The organism is Microbacterium sp. 2FI (genome assembly GCF_005502885.1).
GTDB lineage: Bacteria > Actinomycetota > Actinomycetes > Actinomycetales > Microbacteriaceae > Microbacterium.
The window spans coordinates 50,562-74,149 of the sequence record NZ_SCMR01000010.1 but is presented as its reverse complement, the minus strand read 5'-3'; the positions used below and the strand labels follow the sequence as shown (position 1 = coordinate 74,149).

Genomic DNA, 23,588 nt, shown 5'->3' with positions numbered 1-23,588 from the left:
ACAGCCTATCCAGCCGCAGCATCCGTCAGCTCTTGCCGAGCGCCGCGCGCTCGTCCATCCCGACGCGGCGTTCGATCGCCGCAGCGAGGTCAGGATGACGCACGAGCGCGGGATCTTCGGCGAGCACCGCGTCGGCAGCCACTCTCGCCTCGGCGATCACGTCGGCATCCTTGACGACTCGCAGGAGCCGCAGCGACGATCGCGCCCCCGATTGCGCATCGCCGAGGACATCGCCCTCGCCCCGCAGCTCCAGGTCGACCTCGGCGAGGGCGAAGCCGTCGAGGGTCGCGGCGACCGCGTCCACGCGCTGACGCGCCGGAGAACCGGGTGTGGCCTCGGTGACGAGCAGGCATAGTCCCGGCACCCCTCCGCGGCCGACGCGGCCGCGGAGCTGGTGAAGCTGCGAGACGCCGAAGCGATCCGCCTCGAGAATCACCATCGTCGACGCGTTCGGCACGTCGACCCCGACCTCGACGACCGTGGTCGCCACCAGCACGTCGACGTCACCGCGGGCGAACGCCTGCATGACAGCATCCTTCTGATCCGACGGCATCTTGCCGTGGAGGATCTCGACACGGATGTCGGTGAAAGCGGGATGCCGCGACAGCAGGTCGGCCACCTGCACGACCCCCCACCGCGTGCGCGCGCTCTCGCCCTCAGCATCGGCGGGAACGTCGTCGGCGGTGTCGTCCTTCGTGAGCGCCTCCGCATCGATCGCCGCACAGACGACGAACGCCTGGTGGCCGGCCGCCACCTCTTCGGCGATCCGGTCCCACACCCGACCGAACCACGCCGGGCGCTCGGCGAGAGGTGCGACGAACGTCTGGATCCCCGCGCGCCCCGCGGGCATCGTGCGGATGGTCGAGACGTCGAGATCGCCGAAGACCGTCATCGCGACAGTGCGCGGGATCGGCGTGGCGGTGAGGACGAGCGCATGCGGCGACGAGCCTTTGGCGCGCAGCGACTCGCGCTGCTCGACGCCGAAGCGGTGCTGCTCGTCGACGACGACGAGGCCGAGATCCGCGAACGTCGTGGTATCGCTGAGCAGCGCGTGGGTCCCCACGACGATGCGCGACTGCCCGGAGGCGGTGCGCAGAGACGCCTTCCTGCGCTCGGCGGCCGTGAGCTGCCCCGTGAGGAGCGTCGGCATGAGCTCGGGTGCGAGCTTCGGACCCAGCATCCGGGCGATCGAGCGCAGGTGCTGGCCGGCGAGCACCTCGGTGGGGGCGATCAGCGCAGATTGGCCGCCGCTCTCTGCCACCTGCAGCATCGCGCGCAGCGCGACGAGGGTCTTGCCCGAGCCGACCTCGCCCTGCACGAGTCGGTTCATCGGCCAGTCGCCCTGCAGGTCGTGCTCGACCTGCTCGCCCACCGCGATCTGATCGGGCGTGCGCGGAAACGGCAGATCGGCATCGAACCGCTCGAGCAGCGAGCCGGGCGCCCGGCTCGTCGCCGACAGCGCCCGGACGAACGCCCGCTGCTGCAGGAGCGCGGCCTGCAGCACGAACGCCTCGTGCATGCGCAGAGTCTCGAGCGCGGGATCGATCTGCTCGGCGAAGTCGGGGCGGTGAACGCGTTCGATCGCCGCGCGCGCGTCGAGGAGACCCCACTTCCGGCGGAGCTGCTCGGGGAGTGGGTCGGGCACGTCGCCGAGGCCGTCCAGCAGCAGCGCGACGATCTTCGTGAACTGCCAGCTCGCGATCGTGCTGGTCGCCGGATAGATCGGGATCGGAAGGTTCGCGTTCGCTTCGGCCGTGAGCCGTGCGGTCTCTTCGTCGTCGAACAGCTCGTAGTCGGGATGGGCGAGCTGTTTCGTGCCGCGGTACTCCCCCACCTTGCCTGCGAAGATGCCTCGTCGCCCGGGTCGCAGCTCGCTCGCACGCCACGCCTGATTGAAGAAGGTGAGCGACAGATCGCCGTTGCCGTCGCTGATGACGACTTCGAGGATCGAGCCGCGGCGCTGCTGCATCTTGCGCTCGTTCGCGCGCTTGACCTCGGCGACGATCGTGACCGCTTCGCCGACCGGCAGCGACGAGATCTGGGTGAGCTCGCCCCGGCGGGCGTATCGGCGCGGGTAGTGCGCCAGCGCGTCGCCGACCGTCCGCATGCCGAAGGCGCGCTCGAGGGCCGAGGCCGTCTTGCCGCCGACCGCGCCGTCCAGGCGGGAGTCGAGGGAGAGCATCGGCATGGCACGAGTTTAGGCACGGGGTGCGACCTGCGGGAGCACGGCAGGTGGCCCTCGCCCAGGTGGGCACCGTACGGTGTAACCCGTGATCCGCACCGTTCTCGCCCGCCTGTACTGGGCTTTCAGCCGCTGGACGCTGTCCACGACCCCGGCGCCGACCCGCCCGACCATCCTCATCGGGGCCCCGCACACCTCGAACTGGGACTTCGTGCTGATGCTCGCGATCGCTTGGCGACTGGGCATCCCCGTGCGGTGGCTCGGCAAGGACAGCCTGTTCCGCGGCTGGCGTGGCCCCCTCATGCGCGGGCTCGGCGGCATCCCCGTCGATCGCAAGAACCCGTACGGCGTGGTCAAAGACGTCGTGGCCCGCATCCGCGCCGGCGAGGTCTTCGGCCTGGTCGTGACGCCGGAAGGCACGCGGGGCTCGGGCACCTACTGGAAGTCGGGCTTCTACCGCATCGCACGCGAGACGGGAATGCCGGTCACCCTCGGCTACGTAGACCGCACCACGATGACCACGGGCCTCGGCCTCACCCTCGAGCTCACGGGCGACGTCGCCTCCGACATGGACCGGGTGCGCGCCTTCTACGCCGACAAGTCGGGCATGCGACCGGAACTGCGCACCGAGCCGCGACTGCGCGAGGAATCACGGGGCGGCAGCACCGCGCCGCTATCGTGACGGTGTGACACGCATCATCGCCGGCCGAGCGGGCTCGATCGCGCTCGAGGTTCCCGATGCCGGCACCCGGCCGACCAGTGACCGCGTCCGGGAGTCGCTGTTCGGATCCCTTGAGTCCGCCGACCTGCTGCGCGGAGCCGCCGTCCTGGATCTGTACGCAGGCTCCGGCGCGCTGGCCCTCGAAGCGGTGAGTCGGGGGGCGGTATCCGCCGACCTCGTCGAACGCGCACCGAAAGCGGCGGCGGTCGCACAGCGCAACGCCGCAAGGGTCGCGAAGTCGGTGGGGCGGGATGCTGCGATCCGGGTGCACCGCAGCACCGCCGACGCGTTCCTGATGACGCCGAAGGGGCCGTTCGACCTCGTCTTCCTCGATCCGCCGTACGACGTCGGCGAGACCGAGCTCGGGGTGACGCTCGCGCTCCTGGCCCCGCGGCTCGCGACGGATGCGGTGGTCGTCATCGAGCGTGCGAAGCGGTCACCCGAGCCCACGCTCCCCGATGCCCTCGTCGCGACCCGGAGCAAGAGCTACGGTGACACGGTCCTGTGGTGGGCGACGACCGCATGAGCGGCGCTCCGCGGCCTGGGGCTCAGCCGCGTCCAGCGTCCCAGTCCCGGTAAGGATCCCATCCGCCGCGGCCGCCGAAAGGCGCACCGTCGACAGTGAGCGCGACGTCTGTGCGCTGGGTCACCACACCGATCCGGCGGAACGGCTCCGGCAGCGGCGAGCCGTGCGGGAATGTCGCCAGCAGCGCGTGATCCTCTCCCCCGCTGAGTGCACGAGCGACGTCCGGGCCGAGCCTGGCGGCCTCCAGGTCGATCGTGACGCCGGACGCATCGGCGAGTCGCGTCGCATCCAGCGCGAGCCCGTCCGAGACATCCATCAGCGCCGTCGCCCCGGCTGCGCGCGCCTCGGCTCCTGCGGCGATCGGAGGACGCGGGCGCAGCTGCGCCACGATCGCCCGGGCGTCGGCGTCGGCAGGGAGGCCTGCCATCAGCGCGGGATCGACAGCGACCGGGTGGCCCGCGGAGTCCGTGAAGCGTGTGAAGAGGATGTCGAGCCCGTGGGCCGCCTCACCGAGGGGGCCCACGATCGCCACAGCGTCACCCGCCCGCGCGCCCGAACGCAGCACCGGCTCGCCGTCGTCGAGCACGCCCAGCGCGGTGACGGCGATCGTCAGGGTGTACGAAACGGTGAGGTCGCCGCCGTCGACCGTGCACCCCGGCGACAGCTGCTCGCAGGCGGCGCGCAGACCGTCGGCGAGGCCCTCGACGAACGAGGCACGCGTTTCGTCCGGCATCGCGAGGGCGACCAGGAGCGAGACCGGGCGCGCACCCATCGCGGCGACATCGGCGAGATTCACCGCCGCAGCCTTCCAGCCGAGGTCGAACGCACTCGACCACGCGAGGCGGAAGTCGGGGCCGTGCACGAGCGTGTCGACGGTCGCGACGATTCGCCCGCCCGGGACGGAGATCACCGCGGCGTCGTCGCCTGGACCGACGTGCGCGCGCGATGAGCCGAGCCGGCGGAGGATGCGCCCGAGCACCTCGCCCTCGGTCATCTCGCCGACCGTCGGATCAGAAGCACTCATCCCCCCACGGTAGCCTGGAGCACGTGACCCGAGCTCGCCGTGCCCTCGCCGTGCTGCTCGCCACCACCGCCGCGATCTCACTCGCCGGCTGCACGTCGACGGTTCAGCTCGACCCGGCGCCGTACGCCAACGATCCCGGCTGCGCCGACGTGACCGTGCGTCTTCCCGACGAACTCGACGGTCAGCCGCGGCGCTGGACGAACGCACAGGCCACCGGCGCGTGGGGCGAGCCGTCCGCGGTCCTCCTCACGTGCGGCGTCGAACCACCCGGGCCTTCGGTGCTGCCGTGCCAGTCGGTCGGCGGAGTCGATTGGCTGATCGACGACACCGACGCGCCGAACTATTCGGTCACCACCTTCGGCCGTGTCCCGGCGGTCGAGGTCTATCTCGACAACGACGTGGTCTCCAGCGCCGACGTGCTCGACTCGCTGTCGCGCATCGTCTCACGCCTTCCGGCTGACGGCGCCACGTGTCTCGATCGACCGAGCGCCGGCGCGGACGCTGCGGCCGAAGGCTAGGCCGCCCGCTCGAGAGCCGTGTCGATGAGCTCGGTGATGAGCTCGGGGTAGGTCATCCCCGACGCGATCCAGCACTTCGGGAACATCGAGATGGGCGTGAAGCCGGGCATCGTGTTGAGCTCGTTGACGTAGAGGGCGTCTGCGGCGAGGAAGAAGTCCACGCGGGCGAGCCCGCGACCGTCGACCGCTTCGAACGAGCGGATGCCGAGCTCGCGGATCGCGGCGATCTCGGCGGCGTCGAGATCAGCCGGGCAGACCACCTCGGCTCCGTCGCCACCGAGGTACTTGCCCTCGAAGTCGTAGAACTCGCGTGTCGTGAGCACGATCTCGCCGGGAAGCGACGCGCGTGCGCGCGCGCCGTCGCGCCCCTCGAGGATCGCGACCTCGATCTCGCGGCCGACGATGGCCGCCTCGATGAGCACCTTGTCGTCTTCGGCGAAGGCGACAAGGAGAGCTTCGTCAAGCTCGCCGAGCTCGTGCACCTTCGAGACGCCGACACTGGATCCCGCGCGCGCGGGCTTGACGAACAGCACGGCACCGAGGGCTGCGGCATCCGCCCTCACGCCGTCGGGATCGGCCGCCCAGCGCGCCGGGCTCACCGTCACCCACGGCGAGACGGGCACCCCCGCGGCCTGCAGCACGATCTTCATGAAGTGCTTGTCCATGCACAGCGCCGAATCGAGGACACCGCCGCCGGCGTACGGGATGCCCAGCGTGTCGAAGAAGCCCTGCACGGTGCCGTCCTCGCCATGGACTCCGTGGAGGATCGGAAGCACCACGTCGACCGTCCCGAGATCCTCCACCGTTCCATCGGCGCGACGCACGTGCAGCAGACGGTCGGTGCCGCCTTCGGGCCACAGCACACGTGTGCCGTTGTCGACGACCTCGGGCAGGTGCGCGGCGTCGAGCGCGAACTTGTCGGAGTCGTCGTCCTCGAGCACGAAGACGCCGTCGCGGGTGATGCCGATCGGGATCACCCGATAGCGGTCACGGTCGATCGCCCGCAGCACCCCGCCCGCCGTTGCGGAACTGATCGAGTGCTCGCTGGAGCGACCGCCAAAGAGCACCGCCACCGCCGGCTTGTCCATTCTTCGTCCTCTCACCCTGAGGGGTGTCGTCATCGGTCGTGAGGTGCGGCGCGATGTCACGAGGGTTCATAGTGCCGTCGAGCACCATCTTGACCTGCTCGACGATCGGCATGTGAACGCCGACCTCGCGCGCGAGCTGCAGGATCGGGGCGACCGAGGCGAGTCCTTCGGCCGTCTGGTTCATCTGCTTCACGACATCCTGGAAGCTGTAGCCCTGCCCGAGCAGGCGCCCCGCCGTGTTGTTGCGGCTGAGCGGCGACTGGCACGTGGCGATCAGATCGCCGAGGCCGGCGAGGCCCTGCAGAGTCTCGGGCTGCGCACCGAACGCGACGGCGAAGTCGGTCATCTCAACGAGACCCCGCGTGATGATCGACGCCTTCGTGTTCTCGCCGTAGCCCACGCCGTCGACGATGCCGATCGCGACGGCGATGAGATTCTTCAGCACGCCCCCGAACTCCGTGCCGATGACATCGGTGTTCACGAACGTGCGGAAGTATCCGTTTCGCGCGAGCCGCGCCACCGCATCGGCCGTCTCCTGGCTTGTCGAGGAGATCACCGCCGCCGTCGGCTGCTCGCGCGCGATCTCGAGCGCGAGGTTCGGCCCCGACGCGACGGCGATGCGCGAGGGGTCGCAGTGCAGCTCCTGCTCGATGACCTGGCTCATGCGAAGGCCCGTGCGACGCTCGACACCCTTCATGAGCGAGACGATCGGCGCATCGGTCTTCGCGACGAGCGGCCGAACGGCCTTGAGGTTCTGGCGGACAGCCTGACTCGGGATCGAGAGGTAGACCTGCTCCGCGCCGTCGAGAGCCTCAGACAGGTGCGGCGTGGCATACATCTCACGGGGCAGATTGATGCCCGGGAGGTACTCGCTGTTGCGCTTGCCCTCGTGGATCTCGTTCGCGAGCTCGGGCCGGCGCGCCCACATCGTCACGTGTGCCCCGCCGTCGGCGAGGATCTTGCCGAAAGTGGTCCCCCAGCTGCCCGCGCCGATCACGGCGACGCGAGGCCGCGCAGCATCCTGTCTACGACTCAAGGCGCCCCGTCTCCTTCTGGCCGTGGTCGGCGGGATTCCACCGCGCCGCCGGTGCGGGCTCGCCACGCAGCTGCGAGAGGAGGCCGGCGATCTCGGCCATCACGGCATCGGTCGCTGAGACCAGCGCCTGCGGCTGACCCTCCGCGCTCCGATACGGCGTGAGATCGACGGGGTCGCCGACCAGCACACGCACGGTACGACGCAGCGGCCACAGCTTGAGCTTGCCGTAGCGGGGCATGATCTGCTGCACACCCCATTGGGCGACCGGGATCACGGGGATCCCTTCGCCGACGAGTGCGAGGCGGACGGCGCCCGTCTTCCCCCGCATCGGCCACAGTTCGGGGTCGCGCGTGAGCGTGCCCTCGGGATACACGATGACACCGCGCCCGAGCTTGACGAGCGTCTCCGAGGTCTCGAGGGTGACCCGTGCCGAGGACGCCGACGACGACCGTGCGACCGGCACCATGCCCGAGGTGCGCAGCACCCAGCCGAGCACCGGCACGCGGAAGAGACTCTCCTTCGCCATGAATCTCGGAGCGCGACCCATCCGCCAGACCGCGAGGGCGACCGCCAGCGGATCGACCTCGGAGTAGTGGTTGGGCGCCAGCACATACGCGCCTTCGCGCGGCAGCTTCTCGCCACCGGTGATCTCGATCTTCATCAGCAGACTGATCGGCGGCGCGGCGATGGCCGCGAGAAGCCAGAAGAAGCTGGGTCTGGTCTTCTCCGGCGAAGCGCGCAGGCGCGGTGACGGGGCCACCGGGCTAACCGATGACGTCGAAGTCGGCGCCGAGAGCCTCGAGCTTTGCGAAGAACTTCTCGTAGCCGCGGCGGATGATCCCGACGTTGCGCACGATCGACTCGCCTTCGGCGGCAAGGGCTGCGATGACGTAGCTGTAGCCGCCCCGGAGGTCGGGCACCTCGACGTCGGCGCCGTGAAGCGGCGTCGGGCCGTTGATGACCGCAGCCTGTTCGAGCGCACGACGCGGAACCCGTCGGCCGGAGGCGTCGATGCCCTCCGGATGCACGACGATGTCGGCGCCCATCTGCACGAGGGCCTGCGTGAAGCCGAGACGGTTCTCGTACACCGTCTCGTGGACGACCGACTGGCCCTCGGCCTGCGTGAGAGCGACGATCAGCGGCTGCTGCCAGTCCGTCATGAAGCCGGGGTGCACGTCGGTCTCCACCGAGACGGGCTTGAGAGCACCGCCGCGGCGGAACTGGATGCCGTCTTCGCGCACATCGAACCAGCCGCCGACCTTGCGGAAGACGTTGAGGAAGGTCAGCATCTCCTGCTGCTTGGCCCCGCCGACGAAGATGTCGCCGTCGGTGGCGAGAGCCGCGCACGCCCACGACGCGGCTTCGTTGCGGTCGAAGATCGCCCGATGGTCGTAGCCCGAGAGCGCGTCCACTCCCTCGATGAAGATCACGCGATTGGGCTCGTACGAGATGATCGCGCCCATCTTCTGCAGCACCGCGATGAGATCCATGATCTCGGGCTCGATCGCGGCGTTGCGCAGCTCCGTCACGCCCTTCGCGCGCACGGCGGTGAGCAGAACCTGCTCGGTCGCCCCGACGCTCGGGTACGGCAGCTCGATGTTCGCGCCGTGCAGACCGTTCGGGGCGGTGATGCGGATGCCCTCGTAGCTCTTGTCGACCACCGCACCGAAGGCGCGCAGCGCGTCCATGTGGAAGTTGATGGGCCGGTCGCCGATGCGGCAGCCGCCGAGGTCGGGGATGAGCGCTTCGCCGAGCAGATGCAGGAGCGGACCGCAGAAGAGGATCGGGATGCGCGATGCGCCGGCGTGCGCGTCGATCTCCTCGAAGTGGGCCGCCACCGCGCCGCTCGGATCGAAGATCAGCGTGCCCTCTTCGTCGCCCTCGTCGACGCGCACGCCGTGCACCTCGAGGAGCGAGCGGACGACCTGGACGTCGCTGATGTCGGGCACATCGCGCAGTGTGCTCGGGGTGTCGCCGAGGAGCGCCGCGACCATCGCCTTGGTGACGAGGTTCTTCGCACCCTTCACCTCGACGCGCCCGGTCAGAGGACGGCCGCCGCGAATGGCGAGGGTTTCGCCGGGCATCTCCTTCTCCTCTGACTTCGACTCTGGCGTCACGCTGAGAAGCGACTTCATCCGGTGGACCTCACTTGTGTGTTCGAGGGTAGTGATGGATCGCGGACCCTGGTGGGGTCCGTCGTCCCGGCTTACAGGGCGCGCTCTGCTGGTACAGGGAGCGTCCGCGGCCGCCACGCCTCTCGGCGAGCCTCGAACTGCGCGATTCTGTCTTCGTTGCGCAGCGTGAGCCCGATGTCGTCGAGCCCTTCGAGAAGCCGCCACCTAGTGTAATCATCGATGTCGAAAGCGACCTCGAGATCGCCGATCGTGGCGCGTCGAGCGTCGAGATCGACCGTCATCGAGATGCCCGGCTGCGCCTCGACGGCCGCCCAGATCGCCTCGAGATCGCCCTCCGAGATCACGCCCGTGAGGAGCCCCTGCTTGCCTGCGTTCCCGCGGAAGATGTCCGCGAAGCGGGTGGAGAGGACGACCGAGAAGCCGAAGTCGCGCAGCGCCCACACCGCGTGCTCGCGGCTGGACCCCGTGCCGAAATCGGGACCCGCGACCAGGATCGATGCGCCCTGGTATGCGGGCTGGTTCAGGACGAACTCGGGATCCTGGCGCCAGCTGGCGAAGAGGGCGTCCTCGAAGCCGGTCTTGGTGACGCGCTTGAGGTAGACGGCGGGGATGATCTGGTCGGTGTCGACGGCAGAGCGCTTCAGCGGAGCGGCGATGCCGGTGTGCGTCGTGAACTTCTCCATGTCAGGCCTCCACTCGCGTCGGCAGATCGGCGGGGCTGGCGAGGCGCCCGAGCACCGCAGTGGCCGCGGCGACCAGCGGCGACACGAGGTGCGTGCGCCCGCCCTTGCCCTGGCGCCCTTCGAAGTTGCGGTTGGAGGTCGACGCGCAGCGCTCCCCCGGTGCCAGCTGATCGGGATTCATCCCGAGGCACATCGAGCACCCGGCGAATCGCCACTCGGCGCCGAAGTCGGTGAACACCTTGTCGAGACCCTCGGCCTCTGCCTCCAGGCGAACACGGGCAGAACCGGGCACGACCATGACGCGGACGCCCTCGGCCTTCGTGCGACCCTCGATCACCGAGGCGAAGGCGCGGAGGTCTTCGATGCGGCTGTTCGTGCACGAGCCCATGAACACCGCGTCGACGGCGACGTCCTTCATCGGCGTCCCGGGCTGCAGGTCCATGTACTCGAGAGCCCGTTCGGCCGCGGCCCGCTCGTTCGCGTCGGCGATGTCGGCGGGAGTGGGCACCACGCCGGAGAGCGACACACCCTGTCCTGGGTTCGTTCCCCACGTCACGAACGGCTCGAGTTCGTTCGCGTCGAGGTAGACCTCGGCGTCGTAGACGGCGCCCTCGTCGCTCGGAAGCGTCCGCCAGTAGGCGACGGCGTCCTCCCAGTCCTGACCAGTCGGGGCGTGATCGCGGCCTTCCACGTACGCGAAGGTCGTCTCGTCGGGAGCGATCATGCCGGCGCGGGCGCCTGCTTCGATCGACATGTTGCACATCGTCATGCGACCCTCCATCGAGAGGGCGCGGATGGCACTGCCGCGGAACTCGAGCACGTAGCCCTGACCGCCGTTCGCGCCGATCTTCGCGATGATCGCCAGGATGATGTCCTTCGCGGTGACACCCGGCTTCAGGTCGCCCTCGACGGTGATCGCCATCGTCTTGAAGGGCTTGAGCGGCAGCGTCTGCGTCGCCATGACGTGCTCGACCTCGCTCGTGCCGATGCCGAAGGCCATCGCGCCGAAGGCACCGTGCGTCGAGGTATGGCTGTCGCCGCACACGACGGTGATGCCGGGCATCGTGAGACCCAACTGAGGGCCGACCACGTGCACGATCCCCTGCTCCTTGTCGCCGAGCGAGTGCAGCCGCACGCCGAATTCCTCGGCGTTGCGGCGCAGCGTCTCGATCTGAGTGCGGCTCGTGAGATCGGCGATCGGCTTGTCGATGTCGAGGGTCGGGGTGTTGTGGTCCTCAGTGGCGATCGTGAGGTCGAGGCGTCGCAACGGACGACCTTCGGCGCGCAGGCCGTCGAAGGCCTGAGGGCTCGTCACCTCGTGGACGAGGTGCAGATCGATGTAGATGAGGTCGGGCTCGCCGTCCTCGCCCTTGACGACGAGATGGTCGTCCCACACCTTCTCGGCGAGGGTGCGCGGGCGATCGGGGATGCCGGAATCGGTGCTGGTCATTGCTCTGTTGTTCTCCTGGGAAAGCGGATCAAGCCGGCGACGAACTCCGCGACGAGGAAGGCCTGGGAACTAGGACTCGTCGCGGCCGCTAAGGAGAAGGCGAGCGATCCGCATCGCCCCAGGCTACCACCGGCGCCACGTCCACCGGCGTCGTCAGATCGCCGACCGCTGCGCGACGAGCGGGCATTCGAAGGGGTCGCGCTCGCCGAGCCCGACCCGGTTGATGTAGCGGACGACGATGCCGTACGACTCCCACAGCCCCGTCGCCGTGTACGTCACGCCCTTGTTGCGGCAGTACTCCGCGACCAACGGTGCGGCCCTGCGCAGATGCGGGCGCGGCATCGACGGGAACAGGTGGTGCTCGATCTGGTAGTTGAGTCCCCCCATCGCGACATCGACGATCCACGTGCCGCGCACGTTCCGGCTCATCAGCACCTGGCGGCTGAGGAAGTCGAGCTTCGCGTCGTTCGGGACCAGCGGCATTCCCTTGTGGTTCGGCGCGAAGGCCATTCCCATGTAGACACCGAAGAGGCCGAGCTGCACCGCGAGGAACACCGCAGCGATGCCGGGAGACAGCACGATGAAGACGAGGGTGACGAACCCGGCGAGCCGAAGCGACAGGAAGCCGATCTCGACCCAGCGTCGGTCGAGGTGATCGCGCTGGAACATGCGACGCACGCTCGAGGCGTGCAGCGACAGGCCTTCGAGAAGGAGGATGGGGAAGAAGAAGACACCCTGGTGGCCCACCAGCCAGCGAGCCACCGGTGACCGCCGACTGCTCACCTGCTGCGGCGTGAACGAGATGACCGGCAGGTCGATGTCGGGATCGGCGTCGATCTTGTTCGGATTGGCGTGGTGGCGCGTGTGCTTGTGGCGCCACCACCCGTAGCTCAGCCCGACGACGAGATCGGCGATGACGAGTGTCGTCCAGTCGTTCCAGCGGCCGGAGACGAATATCTGGCGGTGCGCGGCGTCATGACCGAGGAACGCGATCTGCGTGAAGAGGATCGCGAATCCCGCCGCCGTGAACAGCTGCCACCAGGTGTCGCCGATCCAGATGAACGCCAGGATCGCGGCGGCGAGCACGACCGGCACTGCGATGAGCTTCGTCCAGTAGTAGCCGTAGCGGCGTCGCATGAGCCCCGAGCCACGGACGATCGCCGCAAGTTCGGTGAAGTCGCTGGCGCCGGACGGCGCAGAGCGCGGCTTCGTGGTGAGGATCCCAGGAGCCATCTCGACCACCTCGGGTCGATGCCGGCTGCGGGCGGGGACGTGCCCGCTGTCTGGGGCGAACGCTACGCCCGGATGCTGAGTGCTCTCACAGCTTGCCGGGACCGTCGACGGTGGGGGGCGTGCCCTTCTCTTCCGCGACGACCGCGGCAGCGGCATCCGCCGTCTCGGCCTTCTTCTCGCGGGACGAGGCGACGAGGCTCGCCACCGTCGCGACCGCCATCGACAGCACGATCACACCGAGCGACATCCAGGTGGAGATCTCGGGCGCCCACAGGATCGGCTCACCGCCGTTGATGAAGGGCAGCTCGTTGACGTGCATCGCGTGGAAGACGAGCTTCAGTCCGATGAAGGCCAGGATGAACGCGATGCCGTAGTGCAGGTACCGCAGGCGATCGAGCAGGTCGCCCAGCAGGAAGTACAGCTGGCGCAGGCCCATGAGGGCGAAGATGTTCGCGGTGAAGACGATGAACGCGCTCTGGGTGATGCCGAAGATCGCCGGGATCGAGTCGATCGCGAAGAGCAGGTCGGTGACGCCGATCGCCGCGAAGACGATGATCATCGGCGTCCACATCTTCTTTCCGTCCACGACCGTGCGGATCTTCGCGCCGTCGTAGTGGTCGCTGATGTCGATGGTGCGGCGGAGGAGGCGGACGATGAAGTTCTCGCGCTTGACGTCATCGTCGTGGTCGCCGCCCGGGAAGGCCTGGCGCCACGCGGTCCACACCAGGAACGCGCCGAAGATGTAGAAGACCCAGCTGAACTGCTCGATGATCGCGGCGCCGGCGAGGATGAAGAGGCCACGCAGGATCAGCGCGATGATGATGCCGACCATCAGCACCTCCTGCTGGTAGCGGCGCGGCACCGCGAACTGGCTCATGATCAGCACGAAGACGAACAGGTTGTCGATCGACAGGCTGTACTCCGTGAGCCAGCCGGCGACGAATTGACCGGCGTATTCCGGACCGGCGATCAGCCACATGAGCCCGGCGAAGATCAGGGCGAGGGTGACGTAGAAGACGACCCACAGCGTGGACTCCCGGGTCGACGGGATGTGGGGGCGCTTGAGGATCAGCAGCAGGTCACCGATCAGGATCAGCGTGAGGATGACGAGCGAGCCGATTTCGAACCACAGCGGGAGTACGAGGTCCATGCAGGGCCTTTCAGGGAGGAATCGAGGGGACAGTGGGGTCGGTGGAAACCCGAAAGTCTCTCCCCCGCGGCCTTGTCGGCTCGCGTCGCGCACCCGGGGTCGCACTGTCGGGACCCGTGATGACGGATGCGCGCTGTCGGGATACTCCCTCTCGCTCGAACAGGATACAGGCACCGGATGCCGTGATCCGCCGCTCGCGAGACGATCCGACGTGTCGCGACACTGACACCGTGAGAGACAATGGTGCTCCGCGACGACGCCCCATCGGCTCGCCGCGCAGGCCGAGGGACTGGGATGGCATACGACGACACGCGGAACGACGCCGCGCTCGTGGCGCAGGCTGCGAGCGGGAGCGATCTGGCGTTCCGCACGCTCTATCGCGCGTATGTGCGCCCGGTCTACTGGCTTGCGCACGGGCTGGTGGGAAACGCGGCCGACGCGGAGGACGTGACGCAGGAGACCTTCCTCGTCGCGTGGCGCAAGCTCCCGGGCCTCGAGCTCGAGAGCGAATCGCTGCTGCCGTGGCTGGCGACCGTGTGCCGCTTCCAGGCCGCGAATCGCATCCGCCGTCAGAAGCGCGACCGCGAGCACACCGCCGCTGCCGCCGACGACACGCTCCCCGCGACCGTCGACGTCGAGCAGCAGGTGATCGACGGCGAACTCGCCGAGCGGATCATGCGCGAGGTCGAGGGGCTGAGCCCCTTGGATCGCGACATCTTCCGATTGTGCGCCGCACAGGGTTACGCCTACCAGGCCGCCGCCGAGGAGCTCGGCGTCGCGCACGGTGTCGTCCGCAATCGTCTCTCCCGCATCCGGACGCGCCTCCGGACCGTCGTGAAGGAGAGCACATGAGCAACCAGGAGCGCGAGAGCGCGGAGGCATCCCTTCCGGAGCTGTCCGCCCAGCGCATCGACGAGATCGAGACGGCGCTGTTCGCCGACATCGCGAGCGAGCGACGGACAGCCACCGCCCGGCGCGCGCGTCGCGGACGCATCTGGATGGCGGGGGGCGCAGCCGCCGCCGTCATCGCGATCGCCGCGATCATCGCACCGAGCGTCGGCGGCCTCGTCGGCGGAGCCGGCGGCTCGATCGCCGAATCGGCGGACCAGCCCGCGATGGAGCCCGGCGTCGCCCCCGACATGGGCGACAGCGACGCGAGCGTCTCCAGCGAGGAATCGGGCGCCACCGACGGTCGAGCCGATCTCGGAGGCGATGCCGGGTCGACCGTCGACGAAAGCACGGGTGACCGCGACATCATCACGAATGCGTCGGCCACCGTGGTGGTCGACGACGTCGCCGTCGCCGCGCGCACGATCGGGAACGCCGCGATCGCCCATGACGGCTACGTCGAGTCGATGAACGTCGGAACGACCGGGCAGGTGCAGCCGATGGACGGCGGCGAGGGCATCGCCTACGACTCGATGACCTATCCGTACCCCTACCCGCCCGTCGACGGCGCGTGGATCACGGTGCGGGTGCCGTCGGACGAGCTGCCGGCGGTCATCGACGAACTGTCGGACGTCGGCGAGGTCACGAGCTCGTCGATCAACCGGCAGGACGTGACCCAGCAGACCGTGGACCTCGAAGCGCGCATCGAAGCCGCCCAGGCGTCGGTCGATCGGCTGACGGCGCTTCTGGCCGAAGCAACGAACATCGCCGATCTGATCGCCGCCGAGTCGGCGCTCGCCGAGCGCCAGGCGATGCTGGAGTCGTACCAGCAGCAGCTCGAGATGCTCGACGACCAGGTCGCCATGTCCTCTCTCACCGTGACGCTCACGCCCGTGGTCGAGCCGGTCGAGGCGGATCCGGCGGGCTTCACCGACGGACTCGCCGCAGGTTGGAACGGGCTCGTCGCGACGCTCAACGGGATCGTGATCGCGCTCGGGTTCCTGCTCCCCTGGCTCGTCGTCGTCGGCCTCGCCGGACTCGTCGTGTGGGCCGTCGTGCGGTGGTCGCGGCGGCGCCGGGCCGCGAAGGCGGATGCCGCGGCATCCGTCCCTGCGCCCACATCGTCCAGTGCCCCGCGCGACGCCGACTGACGCTCCGTAGCCAATGAGAAAACCCCCGGTCTGACCGGGGGTTTTCTTGTTGGTGACCCCAGCGGGATTCGAACCCGCGTTACCGCCGTGAGAGGGCGGCGTACTAGGCCGCTATACGATGGGGCCGATCACGCAACCGTTCGATTATGCCATGTCTTCCACACGCGAACCAAATCGAGGTGGGAACCGCGCGCACGCTTGCCGAGGGTGGTCTGCGGCGGTTGACTCTGAGCATGCGAGTGACCAAGTTCGAGCACGCGACCATCACCCTTCGCGAGACCGGGAAGACGCTGGTGATCGATCCCGGGTCGTTCACGTCGCCGCTCGATGACCTCCGAGACGTGGTCGCCGTCGTCATCACGCACGAGCATCCGGATCACTGGACGCCGGAGCACCTCGACCGACTGCGCAAGGCGTATCCGGACGTGCCGATCTACGGCCCGGAGGGGGTCGCGACAGCCGCCGCCGGGTACGACGTCGTGGTCGTCAACGCCGGCGACACCGTCGAGGCGGAGCCGTTCCGCCTCGAGTTCTTCGGCGGACGCCATGCCGTGATCCACGAGACGATCCCCGTGGTCGACAACGTCGGCGTACTGGTGAACGACGAGTTCTACTACCCCGGCGATTCCTACGCGGTTCCCGAGGGGAGATCGGTGCGCCTGCTCGCGGCGCCCGTCGGCGCCCCGTGGCTGAAGATCGGCGAGGCCATGGACTTCGTCCTCGCCGTCGCTCCGCGCCAGGCCTTCGGCACGCACGACATGACGCTGTCGGTCATCGGGCGGGACATGGGCCGCAGTCGCCTCCGCTGGGCCGTCGAGAAGGACGGCGGCGAGTTCTCGGCGCTCGAGGTCGGCGAGTCGATCGACCTCTGAGAACGCCCTGCAACGACGACGACGGATGCCGCGGCAGCTTCGTTCCGCGGCATCCGTCGTCTGGTCTTGTCGGCTCTCCTACTCCGCGTCGAGGTCGGTCTCCAGGAGTGCCGCAAGCTCGTCGAGCGCCTGCTCGGCGCCCTCGCCGTCGGACTTGAGCGTCACGACCGTGCCATGCGAAGCACCGAGGCCCATGAGCGAGAGGATGCTGCCGGCGTTGAGGTCCGGACCGCCCTCGACCGCGATGGTGACCGGGATCTTCTTCTCCTGCACGGCCTGCACGAAGAGCTTCGCGGGTCGGGCGTGCAGTCCGGAGCTGCTCGCGATGGTCGCCTGACGTTCTGCCATGGTTTCTCCTTCGATCGACTTCGACGCGGCCGTCACACGACGACGGCGGCCTGCATCGGCGCTTCGGCCTGGGCGAGCTCCTTGGGGGCGACCCACTTCTTGAGGGCGACGACAAGGAACGCCGTCACGACGGTACCGGCAAGCAGCGCCACGAGGAAGCCCCAGATCGGGTTGATCGCGAACAGGACGAACACGCCGCCGTGCGGGGCGAGCGACTGCACCGCGAACGCCATGCTCAATCCGCCGGTCACCGCGCCGCCGACGAGCGACGCCGGGATCACGCGCAGCGGGTCGGCCGCAGCGAACGGAATGGCGCCCTCGCTGATGAACGCGGCGCCCAGCAGCCACGCGGCCTTGCCGTTCTCGCGTTCGACCGGGGTGAAGAGGTTGCGGGCGAGCACCGTCGAGGCGAGCGCCATCGCGAGCGGCGGAACCATGCCCGCGCACATCACGGCGGCCATGATGAGGTAGGGCGTCGGGTTCTCCTGCGATCCTGCCGCGAGGCCCGCGACGGCGAACGCGTACGCGACCTTGTTGACCGGGCCCCCGAGGTCGAAGCACATCATGAGGCCGAGGACGACGCCGACCGCGACGATTCCGGCGGTGCCGGCGAGGTCGTTGAGCCAGGTGTCGAGCGCGACCATGAGCGTCGCGATCGGGCGGCCGAGGAAGAGGATCATCAGGCCCGACGCGACGATCGAGGCGAGCAGCGGGATGATCACGACCGGCATGAGGCCGCGGAGCCACCGCGGCACCTGCCACGAGCCGACCCACCACGCGATGAATCCGGCCAGCAGACCGCCGACGATGCCGCCGATGAACCCGGCGTCCATGAGCACGGCCACCGCCCCCGCGACGAATCCGGGGGCGATGCCCGGCCGGTCGGCGATCGCGAAGGCGATGTAGCCTGCCAGCGCCGAGACGAGGAAGCCCATCGAGGTGGCGCCGATCATGAAGAACACCGAGCCGAGGTACTGGCCGAGCGGCCCGAAATCGGAGGTGATGTCTTCGGTCGGCAGATCCCAGAGCGAGTTCTGGATGATGACGGTCGCCGCATTCTCGGTGACGAGGTATCCGCCGAGGAGGAACCCGAGAGCGATCAGCAGCCCACCGCCGGCGACGAACGGGATCATGTAGCTGACACCGGTGAGGAGGATCCGCTGGATGCGAGCGCCCCACGACAGGGTCTCTCCCGTCTCGGCGCCGGCCGAGGCCGCGACGGTGCCGCTGACGCGTGAGGCCTGCGGATCGTTGGCGGCGGCGACCGCCTCGGCGATGAGCGCACTCGGCTGCTCGATGCCGCGCTTGACCCCCGAGCGGACGACCGGCTTGCCCGCGAACCGCTGGAGCTCGCGGACGTCCACGTCGGTGGCGAAGATCACGGCGTCGGCGCGGTCGATCGCCTCCTGCGGCAGTGGCTGGTAGCCACTGGAGCCCTGTGGCTCGACGACGAGGTCGACGCCGTCCTTCTTGCCCGCAGCGGTCAGCGCGTCCGCCGCCATGAAGGTGTGGGCGATGCCCGTGGCGCACGACGTGACGGCGACGATGCGCGCCGGTCGTCCGTCGACGGTGAGGCCCGAGGCGGCGGGGGCGGTCACGGAGACGGATGCTGCCGCCGCTGTGGTCGTGGCGCTCGTCGCGGCCGGAGCCGCGGCCGCGGCATCCCCCTCGCCGATCGCGCCGCGCACGATCGCGACGACCTCGTCGTTCGTCGTCGCGGCACGCAGGCCCCCGGTGAAGTCGTCCTGCATGAGGCTGCGCGCGAGCTTCGAGAGCACGGCGAGGTGTGCTTCAGCGGCGCCCTCGGGCGCGGCGATGAGGAAGACCAGATCGGCAGTTCCGTCCGACGCGCCGAAGTCGACGCCGGGGCGGAGTCGCGCGAAGGCGAGTGTCGGCTGGGTGACGGCCGCGCTCTTGGCGTGCGGGATCGCGATACCGCCGGGCAGCCCGGTCTCATCCTTCTGCTCGCGCGCCCACGCATCGGCGAAGAGCGCCTCGGCGTCGGTCGCGCGGCCCTGCGCGACGACGCGGGCGGCGAGAGCGCGGATGACGGCGGCTTTGTCGTCACCGAGACCCACGTCGAGACTGACGAGGTCGGGAGTGATGGTGTCGGACACGATGTGCTCCTTGTTTGGGTGGGTGGTGCTCAGGCGAGGCGCGTGATCGGCACGTCGCCGGGTGGGAGGTCTGCGGGAGTGGGGGCCTGTGTGCCGGGAAGGGATGCTGCCGCGGCGCCGTAGCGGATCGCCCGGCGCAGCCGTTCCTCGGGCGCGGCACGCACGGACGCGGCGATCAGGAACCCGGCGAGCGAGCTGTCTCCTGCGCCGACCGTGCTGGCGACACGGATGGGCGGCGGTGTCCCGATCCAGGCGCCGTCGGCATCGACGAGCACGGCGCCGCGGCTGCCGAGCGTGACGAGCGCCGCGCCGACCGACGACGGGACCAGCGTCCGGGCGACCCGAAGCACGGCCTCGGCGAGATCGCCGTCGCCGAGCTCGACGCCGGCGAGCTCTTCCAGCTCTTCGTCGTTGGGCTTGATGAGGTCGGGGTGCGCGGTCTCGACCACGGCACGCAGCGCGGCACCGGACGTGTCGACCGCGATGAGCGGTGCCGTTGCGCCGTGGGCCGTGCGCACCGCGCGGACGACCTCGACATAGAAGTCGTCGCCGACTCCGGGCGGCAGCGAACCCGCGAGCACGAGCCATCGCGCGCCGGCGGCGGCGGCGACCACCGCTCGGATCACGTCGGCGGCCTCGTCGGAGGTGAGCGCGGCACCGGGAAGATTGAGCTTCGTCGTCGTGCCGTCGGCATCCGTGATCGCGACGTTCGCTCGCGCGTGGCCGTGAACGGGCACCCGCTGCACCGGAACCGCGGCAGCGCGCAGCGCGATATCGAAGGGATCGTCGGCGGCGAGAGGCAGCACGGCGAGCGTCGGCACGCCGGCTGCGGCCGCGACGCGGGAGACGTTGATGCCCTTCCCGCCGGCGTCTTCGCGCGCGGCGGAGGCGAGCTGCACCTCGCCGGGCCGGAGCGCCCCGTCGATGGTGATCGTGCGGTCGAGCGACGGGTTGGCGGTCAGGGTGAGGATCATGCGCGCCACACCTCCACGTCGGCCTCGGCGAGGGCTGCGGCGAGCTCGGCGTCGGGCTCGGCGTCGGTGACCAGGACGTCGATGTCGGCGAGCCCCGCGAAGCCGACGAGGAGTTCGCGGCCCAGCTTGTCGGAGTCCGCGACGACGACGACGCGGCGGGCGGACCGGACGATCGCCCTCTTGACGGCGGCTTCGTCGGGGTCGGGGGTGCTGAGTCCGAAGCCGGCCGAGACGCCGTTGGTTCCGATGAACGCGATATCTGGCCGCATGCTCTCGACCGCGCGCACGGTGTCTGAGCCGACCGCGGCCGCGGTGAGCCCCCGCACGCGACCGCCGATGACGGTGAGCGATGCATCCGGAACCGCGGCGAGGGCGTGGGCGAGGGTCAGCGCGTGGGTGACGACCTCGATCGGACCCGATCCGAGTCTCGGCGCGAGACACGCCGCAACCGCGGCGGTCGTCGTGCCGGCATCCAGATAGACGGATCCGCGGAAGCCGTCACCGATCGCATCGGCCGCTCTTCGACCGATGGCGAGCTTCGCCTCGCCGTGTCGCGCAGACCGCTCGGTGAGCGACGGCTCAGCCGTGCTCCCCCGGTCGCTGCGCACTGCTCCGCCGTGTACGCGGCGCAAACCGCCGGCGGTCTCGAGGAGTGCGAGATCACGGCGAACGGTCTCGGTGGTGACATCGAAGCGGCGGGCGAGGTCGAGAACACTCACCCGACCGTCGTCGGCGACCATCTGCTCGATGACCTGCTGGCGCTCGGTCGCGTACACACTATGACCCTTCGTTGGATTCCCACACACTACAACACATTCCAACATGAAGCAAAAAGTTCTCCGAGCCGGGGGAACGGACAGTAATGTCGGGGAGTGCCCGACAAGCCCGCCGCCGAGGTGATCTTCGATGAGGCACTCGTGCGTCGGCTGGTCACCGGCCAGGCCACGGCGCTCGGCCTCGAATTCGCTGCGTTGCCCCTCGTCCGCGTGGCGGCCGGGTGGGACTGCGAGGTGTGGCGACTGGGCGACGCGCTCGCGGTGCGACTCCCCCGCCGCGCACTCGCCGCCCCGCTGGTCCGCAGCGAGCAGCGTGCGCTCCCGGTGCTCGGACCACGCTTGGCAGCGATCGGCGTCGCGTCTCCGATGCCGCTGCTGACCGGCTCACCCGGCGCGGGATTTCCGTGGCCCTGGTCGATCGTCGCGTGGATCGATGGATGCCGCGGCCTCGACGTCCCACGTGCGGATCGACGCGGCTGGGCGAACCTTCTCGCAGCGGCGCTGGGGGAGGTCCACATTCCGGCGCCCACCGATGCGCCGGTCAACCCGGTGCGCGGCGTGCCGCTCGCCGAGCGCGCCGACGCGGTCGAGGCGCGGCTGGCACGACTGCGATCGGAGGCCGCACTGTCAGTCCGCCAGAACGCGCGCCTCACGGCGATCTGGCGCGATGGTCTCGACGCCGCGCCCTGGACCGGTGCACCGCTGTGGATCCACGGCGACCTGCATCCGGGCAATCTCATCGCCGATGGAGGGTCGCTTCACGGCATCATCGACTTCGGCGACGTGACCTCCGGGGATCCGGCCTACGACCTCGCCGTCGCCTGGCTCGCATTCGATGCCGACGGTCGCGACGCGTTCCGCCGAGCGACGGCAGGCCGGTACGACGAGGATGCGTGGCGGCGCGCCCGCGCGTGGGCAGCTGCGGTTGCCGTGATGCTGCTCTCGCACAGCGACGACGCGCCCGCGTATGCGGAACTCGCCGCTGCGACCCTCCTCGAACTCGAGGCGGATCCCGCCTCCCTGGCCGACGGCTACTGACCGACGGGCTCGCGAACCCACACCTCGACGACATCCGTTCGCGCGACGAAGCGGATGACGGTGCCGTCGGGGAGCGACGGGTCGAAGGAGATGGATCGCGTGCGGTCTCCGAGTGTCACGTCGAACACCGGGTCGAAGTTGCCACCGGCGCATTCCGCCGTGACCACGCGGCCCTCGAGAGAGAAGACAAGGCAGCGGGATCCGGAGGCCCCGGTCGCCGTCCAGAGATCGAGGTTGCCGAACGACTCGTGAGGCATCATGGTGCCCGCCATCACGCCCCAGACCTCGAGCGAGGACGCCCAGCCGGCGCCCCGCTCGCCGGCGCGCGAGGCGATGCCCAGGGTGAGATCCGGGGCCGAACCGAGCGGCGCCGCCGCGCTCGGGGGGTCCGCCTGCTCGCCGGCCTCGGGCTCCGCACCGAGGCCGACACCCGAGCCGGACCCGATGCCCGCGCCGATTCCGAAGAACCCCCCGAGCGCGATCCCGACACCGATCCCGACGACGAGCACCACGACGCCGGCGACGACGAACGCCGCGATCCGCTGGGAGCGAGTCCGTCGATACGGGTGGACATCGGATGCGTCGGAATCCGACGCCCGCGACCCGTCGGACACCTGCGCTTTCGGCGTGCCATCTGCCGGGTGATCCGCAGCGGAGTCACCATCGCCGGGATCCGCCTCCTCGCCGTCGTCGCCGCGCAGGAGCTGTTCGAGCTCCGCCAGGCGACTCTGCGCCACCGGGTCGGTCGCGATGTCGGCATCCGGGCCGTACGCACGACGACGAAGCGCCGAGAGCTCGGTCGCCGGACTCACCCCCGCCGCGACTCCGTCGCCCCCCGACCCTCCGCGCGCGACGCTCATGTCGACTCGTTGTCGGGCGCTTCAGCCTTCCAGACCTCGACCACGTCGTCGCGCAGCGTGAAGCGGATGAGGCTGCCCACCGGGAAGGGCTCGTCCAGTGGGTTGAGCGTGCCGGGGTACATGACGAAGTCGACGCTCGGCGCGAGATCGCCCGCAGCGCACCGCCCGTCGATCCACTCCTGGCCCAGGACCACCAGCACGCAGCCCGCGCCGCTGATGTTGTGACCGGTGAGTACCTCGAATCCCTCGAAGGGCTCGTGCGAGGTCAACTCGCCCTCGATCACGAGCCAGTCGCGCACACTCGGAGCCCACTCGGGCAGATCGACCTCGCGCTGTTCGGCGACGCTCGCGAGAACGGCGTCGGGCCTCGGAGCCAGCAGCGCAGGCAAGGACACTCCGAGGATCAGTCCGATGACTCCCGCCGTGGCGATGAGCGCCCACACGGGCACACGCCTGCCGACCCGCGCGAGGAAGTGGGGCGGTCGGATCGACTCGGAGGCCGCTGCCGGATCATCGGCGTGGGCGGACGCATCCGTCGGCGGGTCGGCATCCGCGGGTAGCTCCTCCTCTACCGCCGGCGCCTCGACCTGCGGCGTCCGCACGAACGCCTCGAGCTCCGACAGCCGCGCGGCGGCGTCGGGATCGCGGTGGATGTCGGCATCCGGACCGTACGCGCGCCGGCGGAGATCATCCAGTTCGCGCGACAGCTCGGGCGTCGATGACGGAGCGTCCATCCGCCCATTATCGTCCGGCTGAGCGGCGCTGGCGCCGCTGGCGGAAACCTGTCTACGAGCGTGTCTCGGCGAAGGCCGGAGAGA

General features: G+C 69.6%; 23 protein-coding genes and 1 tRNA gene. 7 read left to right on the top strand and 17 right to left on the bottom strand.

Features of this window, described 5'->3' with window-relative positions; translation table 11 throughout:
- Positions 1-25: 25 nt before the first annotated feature.
- Positions 26-2,188, bottom strand: a complete 2,163-nt coding sequence (locus tag FFS15_RS10025) for an ATP-dependent DNA helicase RecG (protein WP_137844885.1) — start codon at positions 2,186-2,188, stop codon at positions 26-28.
- 82 nt (positions 2,189-2,270) lie between these two features.
- On the opposite strand from FFS15_RS10025, the gene FFS15_RS10020 reads away from it, so the two are divergent.
- On the top strand, positions 2,271-2,864 hold the full coding sequence (locus FFS15_RS10020; RefSeq protein WP_171013156.1) for a 1-acyl-sn-glycerol-3-phosphate acyltransferase: 594 nt from the start codon (positions 2,271-2,273) through the stop codon (positions 2,862-2,864).
- A 4-nt stretch (positions 2,865-2,868) separates the two neighbouring features.
- Positions 2,869-3,429 (top strand): 16S rRNA (guanine(966)-N(2))-methyltransferase RsmD, encoded by a 561-nt coding sequence (gene rsmD, locus FFS15_RS10015; protein WP_137844884.1) that lies wholly within the window; start codon positions 2,869-2,871, stop codon positions 3,427-3,429.
- Between the two features lie 22 nt (positions 3,430-3,451).
- Here rsmD and thiL read toward each other — a convergent pair whose 3' ends face one another.
- Positions 3,452-4,453 carry a thiamine-phosphate kinase gene (thiL, locus tag FFS15_RS10010; protein WP_137844883.1) on the bottom strand — a complete coding sequence of 334 codons (1,002 nt, stop codon included), beginning with the start codon at positions 4,451-4,453 and terminating at the stop codon, positions 3,452-3,454.
- A gap of 23 nt (positions 4,454-4,476) precedes the next feature.
- Here thiL and FFS15_RS10005 point away from each other — a divergent pair, with 23 nt between their 5' ends.
- The gene (locus tag FFS15_RS10005; RefSeq protein WP_249353921.1) at positions 4,477-4,971 is read left to right on the top strand and encodes a DUF3515 family protein; all 495 of its coding nucleotides are present in this window, start codon (positions 4,477-4,479) and stop codon (positions 4,969-4,971) included.
- Here FFS15_RS10005 and FFS15_RS10000 read toward each other — a convergent pair.
- From FFS15_RS10000 to FFS15_RS09965, 8 genes are all read right to left on the bottom strand, one after another.
- A complete protein-coding gene (locus FFS15_RS10000; protein WP_137844881.1) occupies positions 4,968-6,059 on the bottom strand; it encodes a D-alanine--D-alanine ligase family protein in 1,092 nt (363 codons plus the stop codon). The two genes, FFS15_RS10005 and FFS15_RS10000, sit on opposite strands and share 4 nt — an antisense overlap.
- Entirely contained in the window at positions 5,959-7,095 is a 1,137-nt protein-coding gene (locus tag FFS15_RS09995; protein ID WP_137844880.1) for an NAD(P)H-dependent glycerol-3-phosphate dehydrogenase, read from the bottom strand. Before FFS15_RS09995 ends, FFS15_RS10000 begins: the two co-directional genes overlap by 101 nt.
- A complete protein-coding gene (locus FFS15_RS09990) occupies positions 7,085-7,855 on the bottom strand; it encodes a lysophospholipid acyltransferase family protein (protein ID WP_249353919.1) in 771 nt (256 codons plus the stop codon). The genes FFS15_RS09995 and FFS15_RS09990 overlap by 11 nt, the downstream gene beginning before the upstream one ends.
- Positions 7,856-7,859: 4 nt before the next feature.
- On the bottom strand, positions 7,860-9,230 hold the full coding sequence (murA, locus tag FFS15_RS09985) for a UDP-N-acetylglucosamine 1-carboxyvinyltransferase (protein ID WP_137844879.1): 1,371 nt from the start codon (positions 9,228-9,230) through the stop codon (positions 7,860-7,862).
- Between the two features lie 71 nt (positions 9,231-9,301).
- A complete protein-coding gene (gene leuD, locus FFS15_RS09980; RefSeq protein WP_137844878.1) occupies positions 9,302-9,913 on the bottom strand; it encodes a 3-isopropylmalate dehydratase small subunit in 612 nt (203 codons plus the stop codon).
- A gap of 1 nt (position 9,914) precedes the next feature.
- Entirely contained in the window at positions 9,915-11,363 is a 1,449-nt protein-coding gene (gene leuC / locus FFS15_RS09975; protein ID WP_137844877.1) for a 3-isopropylmalate dehydratase large subunit, read from the bottom strand.
- Positions 11,364-11,516: 153 nt separating this feature from the next.
- Entirely contained in the window at positions 11,517-12,596 is a 1,080-nt protein-coding gene (locus FFS15_RS09970; protein ID WP_137844876.1) for an acyl-CoA desaturase, read from the bottom strand.
- Between the two features lie 85 nt (positions 12,597-12,681).
- Positions 12,682-13,746: a TerC family protein gene (locus FFS15_RS09965; RefSeq protein ID WP_137844875.1), complete on the bottom strand. Its 1,065-nt coding sequence runs from the start codon at positions 13,744-13,746 to the stop codon at positions 12,682-12,684.
- Positions 13,747-14,040: 294 nt separating this feature from the next.
- Between FFS15_RS09965 and FFS15_RS09960 the strand changes: the two genes are divergently transcribed.
- Both FFS15_RS09960 and FFS15_RS09955 read left to right on the top strand, forming a co-directional pair.
- Positions 14,041-14,598, top strand: coding sequence for an RNA polymerase sigma factor (locus FFS15_RS09960; protein ID WP_137844874.1), 558 nt, complete (start codon positions 14,041-14,043; stop codon positions 14,596-14,598).
- Positions 14,595-15,785 (top strand): DUF4349 domain-containing protein, encoded by a 1,191-nt coding sequence (locus tag FFS15_RS09955; protein WP_137844873.1) that lies wholly within the window; start codon positions 14,595-14,597, stop codon positions 15,783-15,785. Before FFS15_RS09960 ends, FFS15_RS09955 begins: the two co-directional genes overlap by 4 nt.
- 50 nt (positions 15,786-15,835) lie before the next feature.
- Here FFS15_RS09955 and FFS15_RS09950 read toward each other — a convergent pair.
- Positions 15,836-15,911: transfer RNA gene (locus FFS15_RS09950), tRNA-Glu, on the bottom strand.
- 107 nt (positions 15,912-16,018) lie between these two features.
- On the opposite strand from FFS15_RS09950, the gene FFS15_RS09945 reads away from it, so the two are divergent.
- A complete protein-coding gene (locus FFS15_RS09945) occupies positions 16,019-16,657 on the top strand; it encodes an MBL fold metallo-hydrolase (protein ID WP_137844872.1) in 639 nt (212 codons plus the stop codon).
- A gap of 78 nt (positions 16,658-16,735) precedes the next feature.
- Here the strand turns inward: FFS15_RS09945 and FFS15_RS09940 are convergent, their stop codons facing one another.
- From FFS15_RS09940 to FFS15_RS09925, 4 genes are read right to left on the bottom strand one after another with little or no spacing between them, the layout of a single operon-like run.
- Positions 16,736-17,005, bottom strand: a complete 270-nt coding sequence (locus FFS15_RS09940; protein WP_137844871.1) for an HPr family phosphocarrier protein — start codon at positions 17,003-17,005, stop codon at positions 16,736-16,738.
- Positions 17,006-17,037: 32 nt separating this feature from the next.
- Positions 17,038-19,122: a fructose-specific PTS transporter subunit EIIC gene (locus FFS15_RS09935; protein ID WP_137844870.1), complete on the bottom strand. Its 2,085-nt coding sequence runs from the start codon at positions 19,120-19,122 to the stop codon at positions 17,038-17,040.
- Between the two features lie 29 nt (positions 19,123-19,151).
- Positions 19,152-20,096 carry a 1-phosphofructokinase gene (pfkB, locus tag FFS15_RS09930; RefSeq protein WP_137844869.1) on the bottom strand — a complete coding sequence of 315 codons (945 nt, stop codon included), beginning with the start codon at positions 20,094-20,096 and terminating at the stop codon, positions 19,152-19,154.
- Positions 20,093-20,872 (bottom strand): DeoR/GlpR family DNA-binding transcription regulator, encoded by a 780-nt coding sequence (locus FFS15_RS09925; RefSeq protein ID WP_137844868.1) that lies wholly within the window; start codon positions 20,870-20,872, stop codon positions 20,093-20,095. Before FFS15_RS09925 ends, pfkB begins: the two co-directional genes overlap by 4 nt.
- Positions 20,873-20,968: 96 nt before the next feature.
- Here FFS15_RS09925 and FFS15_RS09920 point away from each other — a divergent pair, with 96 nt between their 5' ends.
- Entirely contained in the window at positions 20,969-21,910 is a 942-nt protein-coding gene (locus FFS15_RS09920; protein WP_137844867.1) for an aminoglycoside phosphotransferase family protein, read from the top strand.
- Here FFS15_RS09920 and FFS15_RS09915 read toward each other — a convergent pair.
- Positions 21,904-22,770, bottom strand: a complete 867-nt coding sequence (locus FFS15_RS09915; RefSeq protein ID WP_137844866.1) for a hypothetical protein — start codon at positions 22,768-22,770, stop codon at positions 21,904-21,906. The two genes, FFS15_RS09920 and FFS15_RS09915, sit on opposite strands and share 7 nt — an antisense overlap.
- The gene (locus FFS15_RS09910; protein ID WP_137844865.1) at positions 22,767-23,504 is read right to left on the bottom strand and encodes a hypothetical protein; all 738 of its coding nucleotides are present in this window, start codon (positions 23,502-23,504) and stop codon (positions 22,767-22,769) included. Before FFS15_RS09910 ends, FFS15_RS09915 begins: the two co-directional genes overlap by 4 nt.
- Positions 23,505-23,588 lie beyond the last annotated feature (84 nt).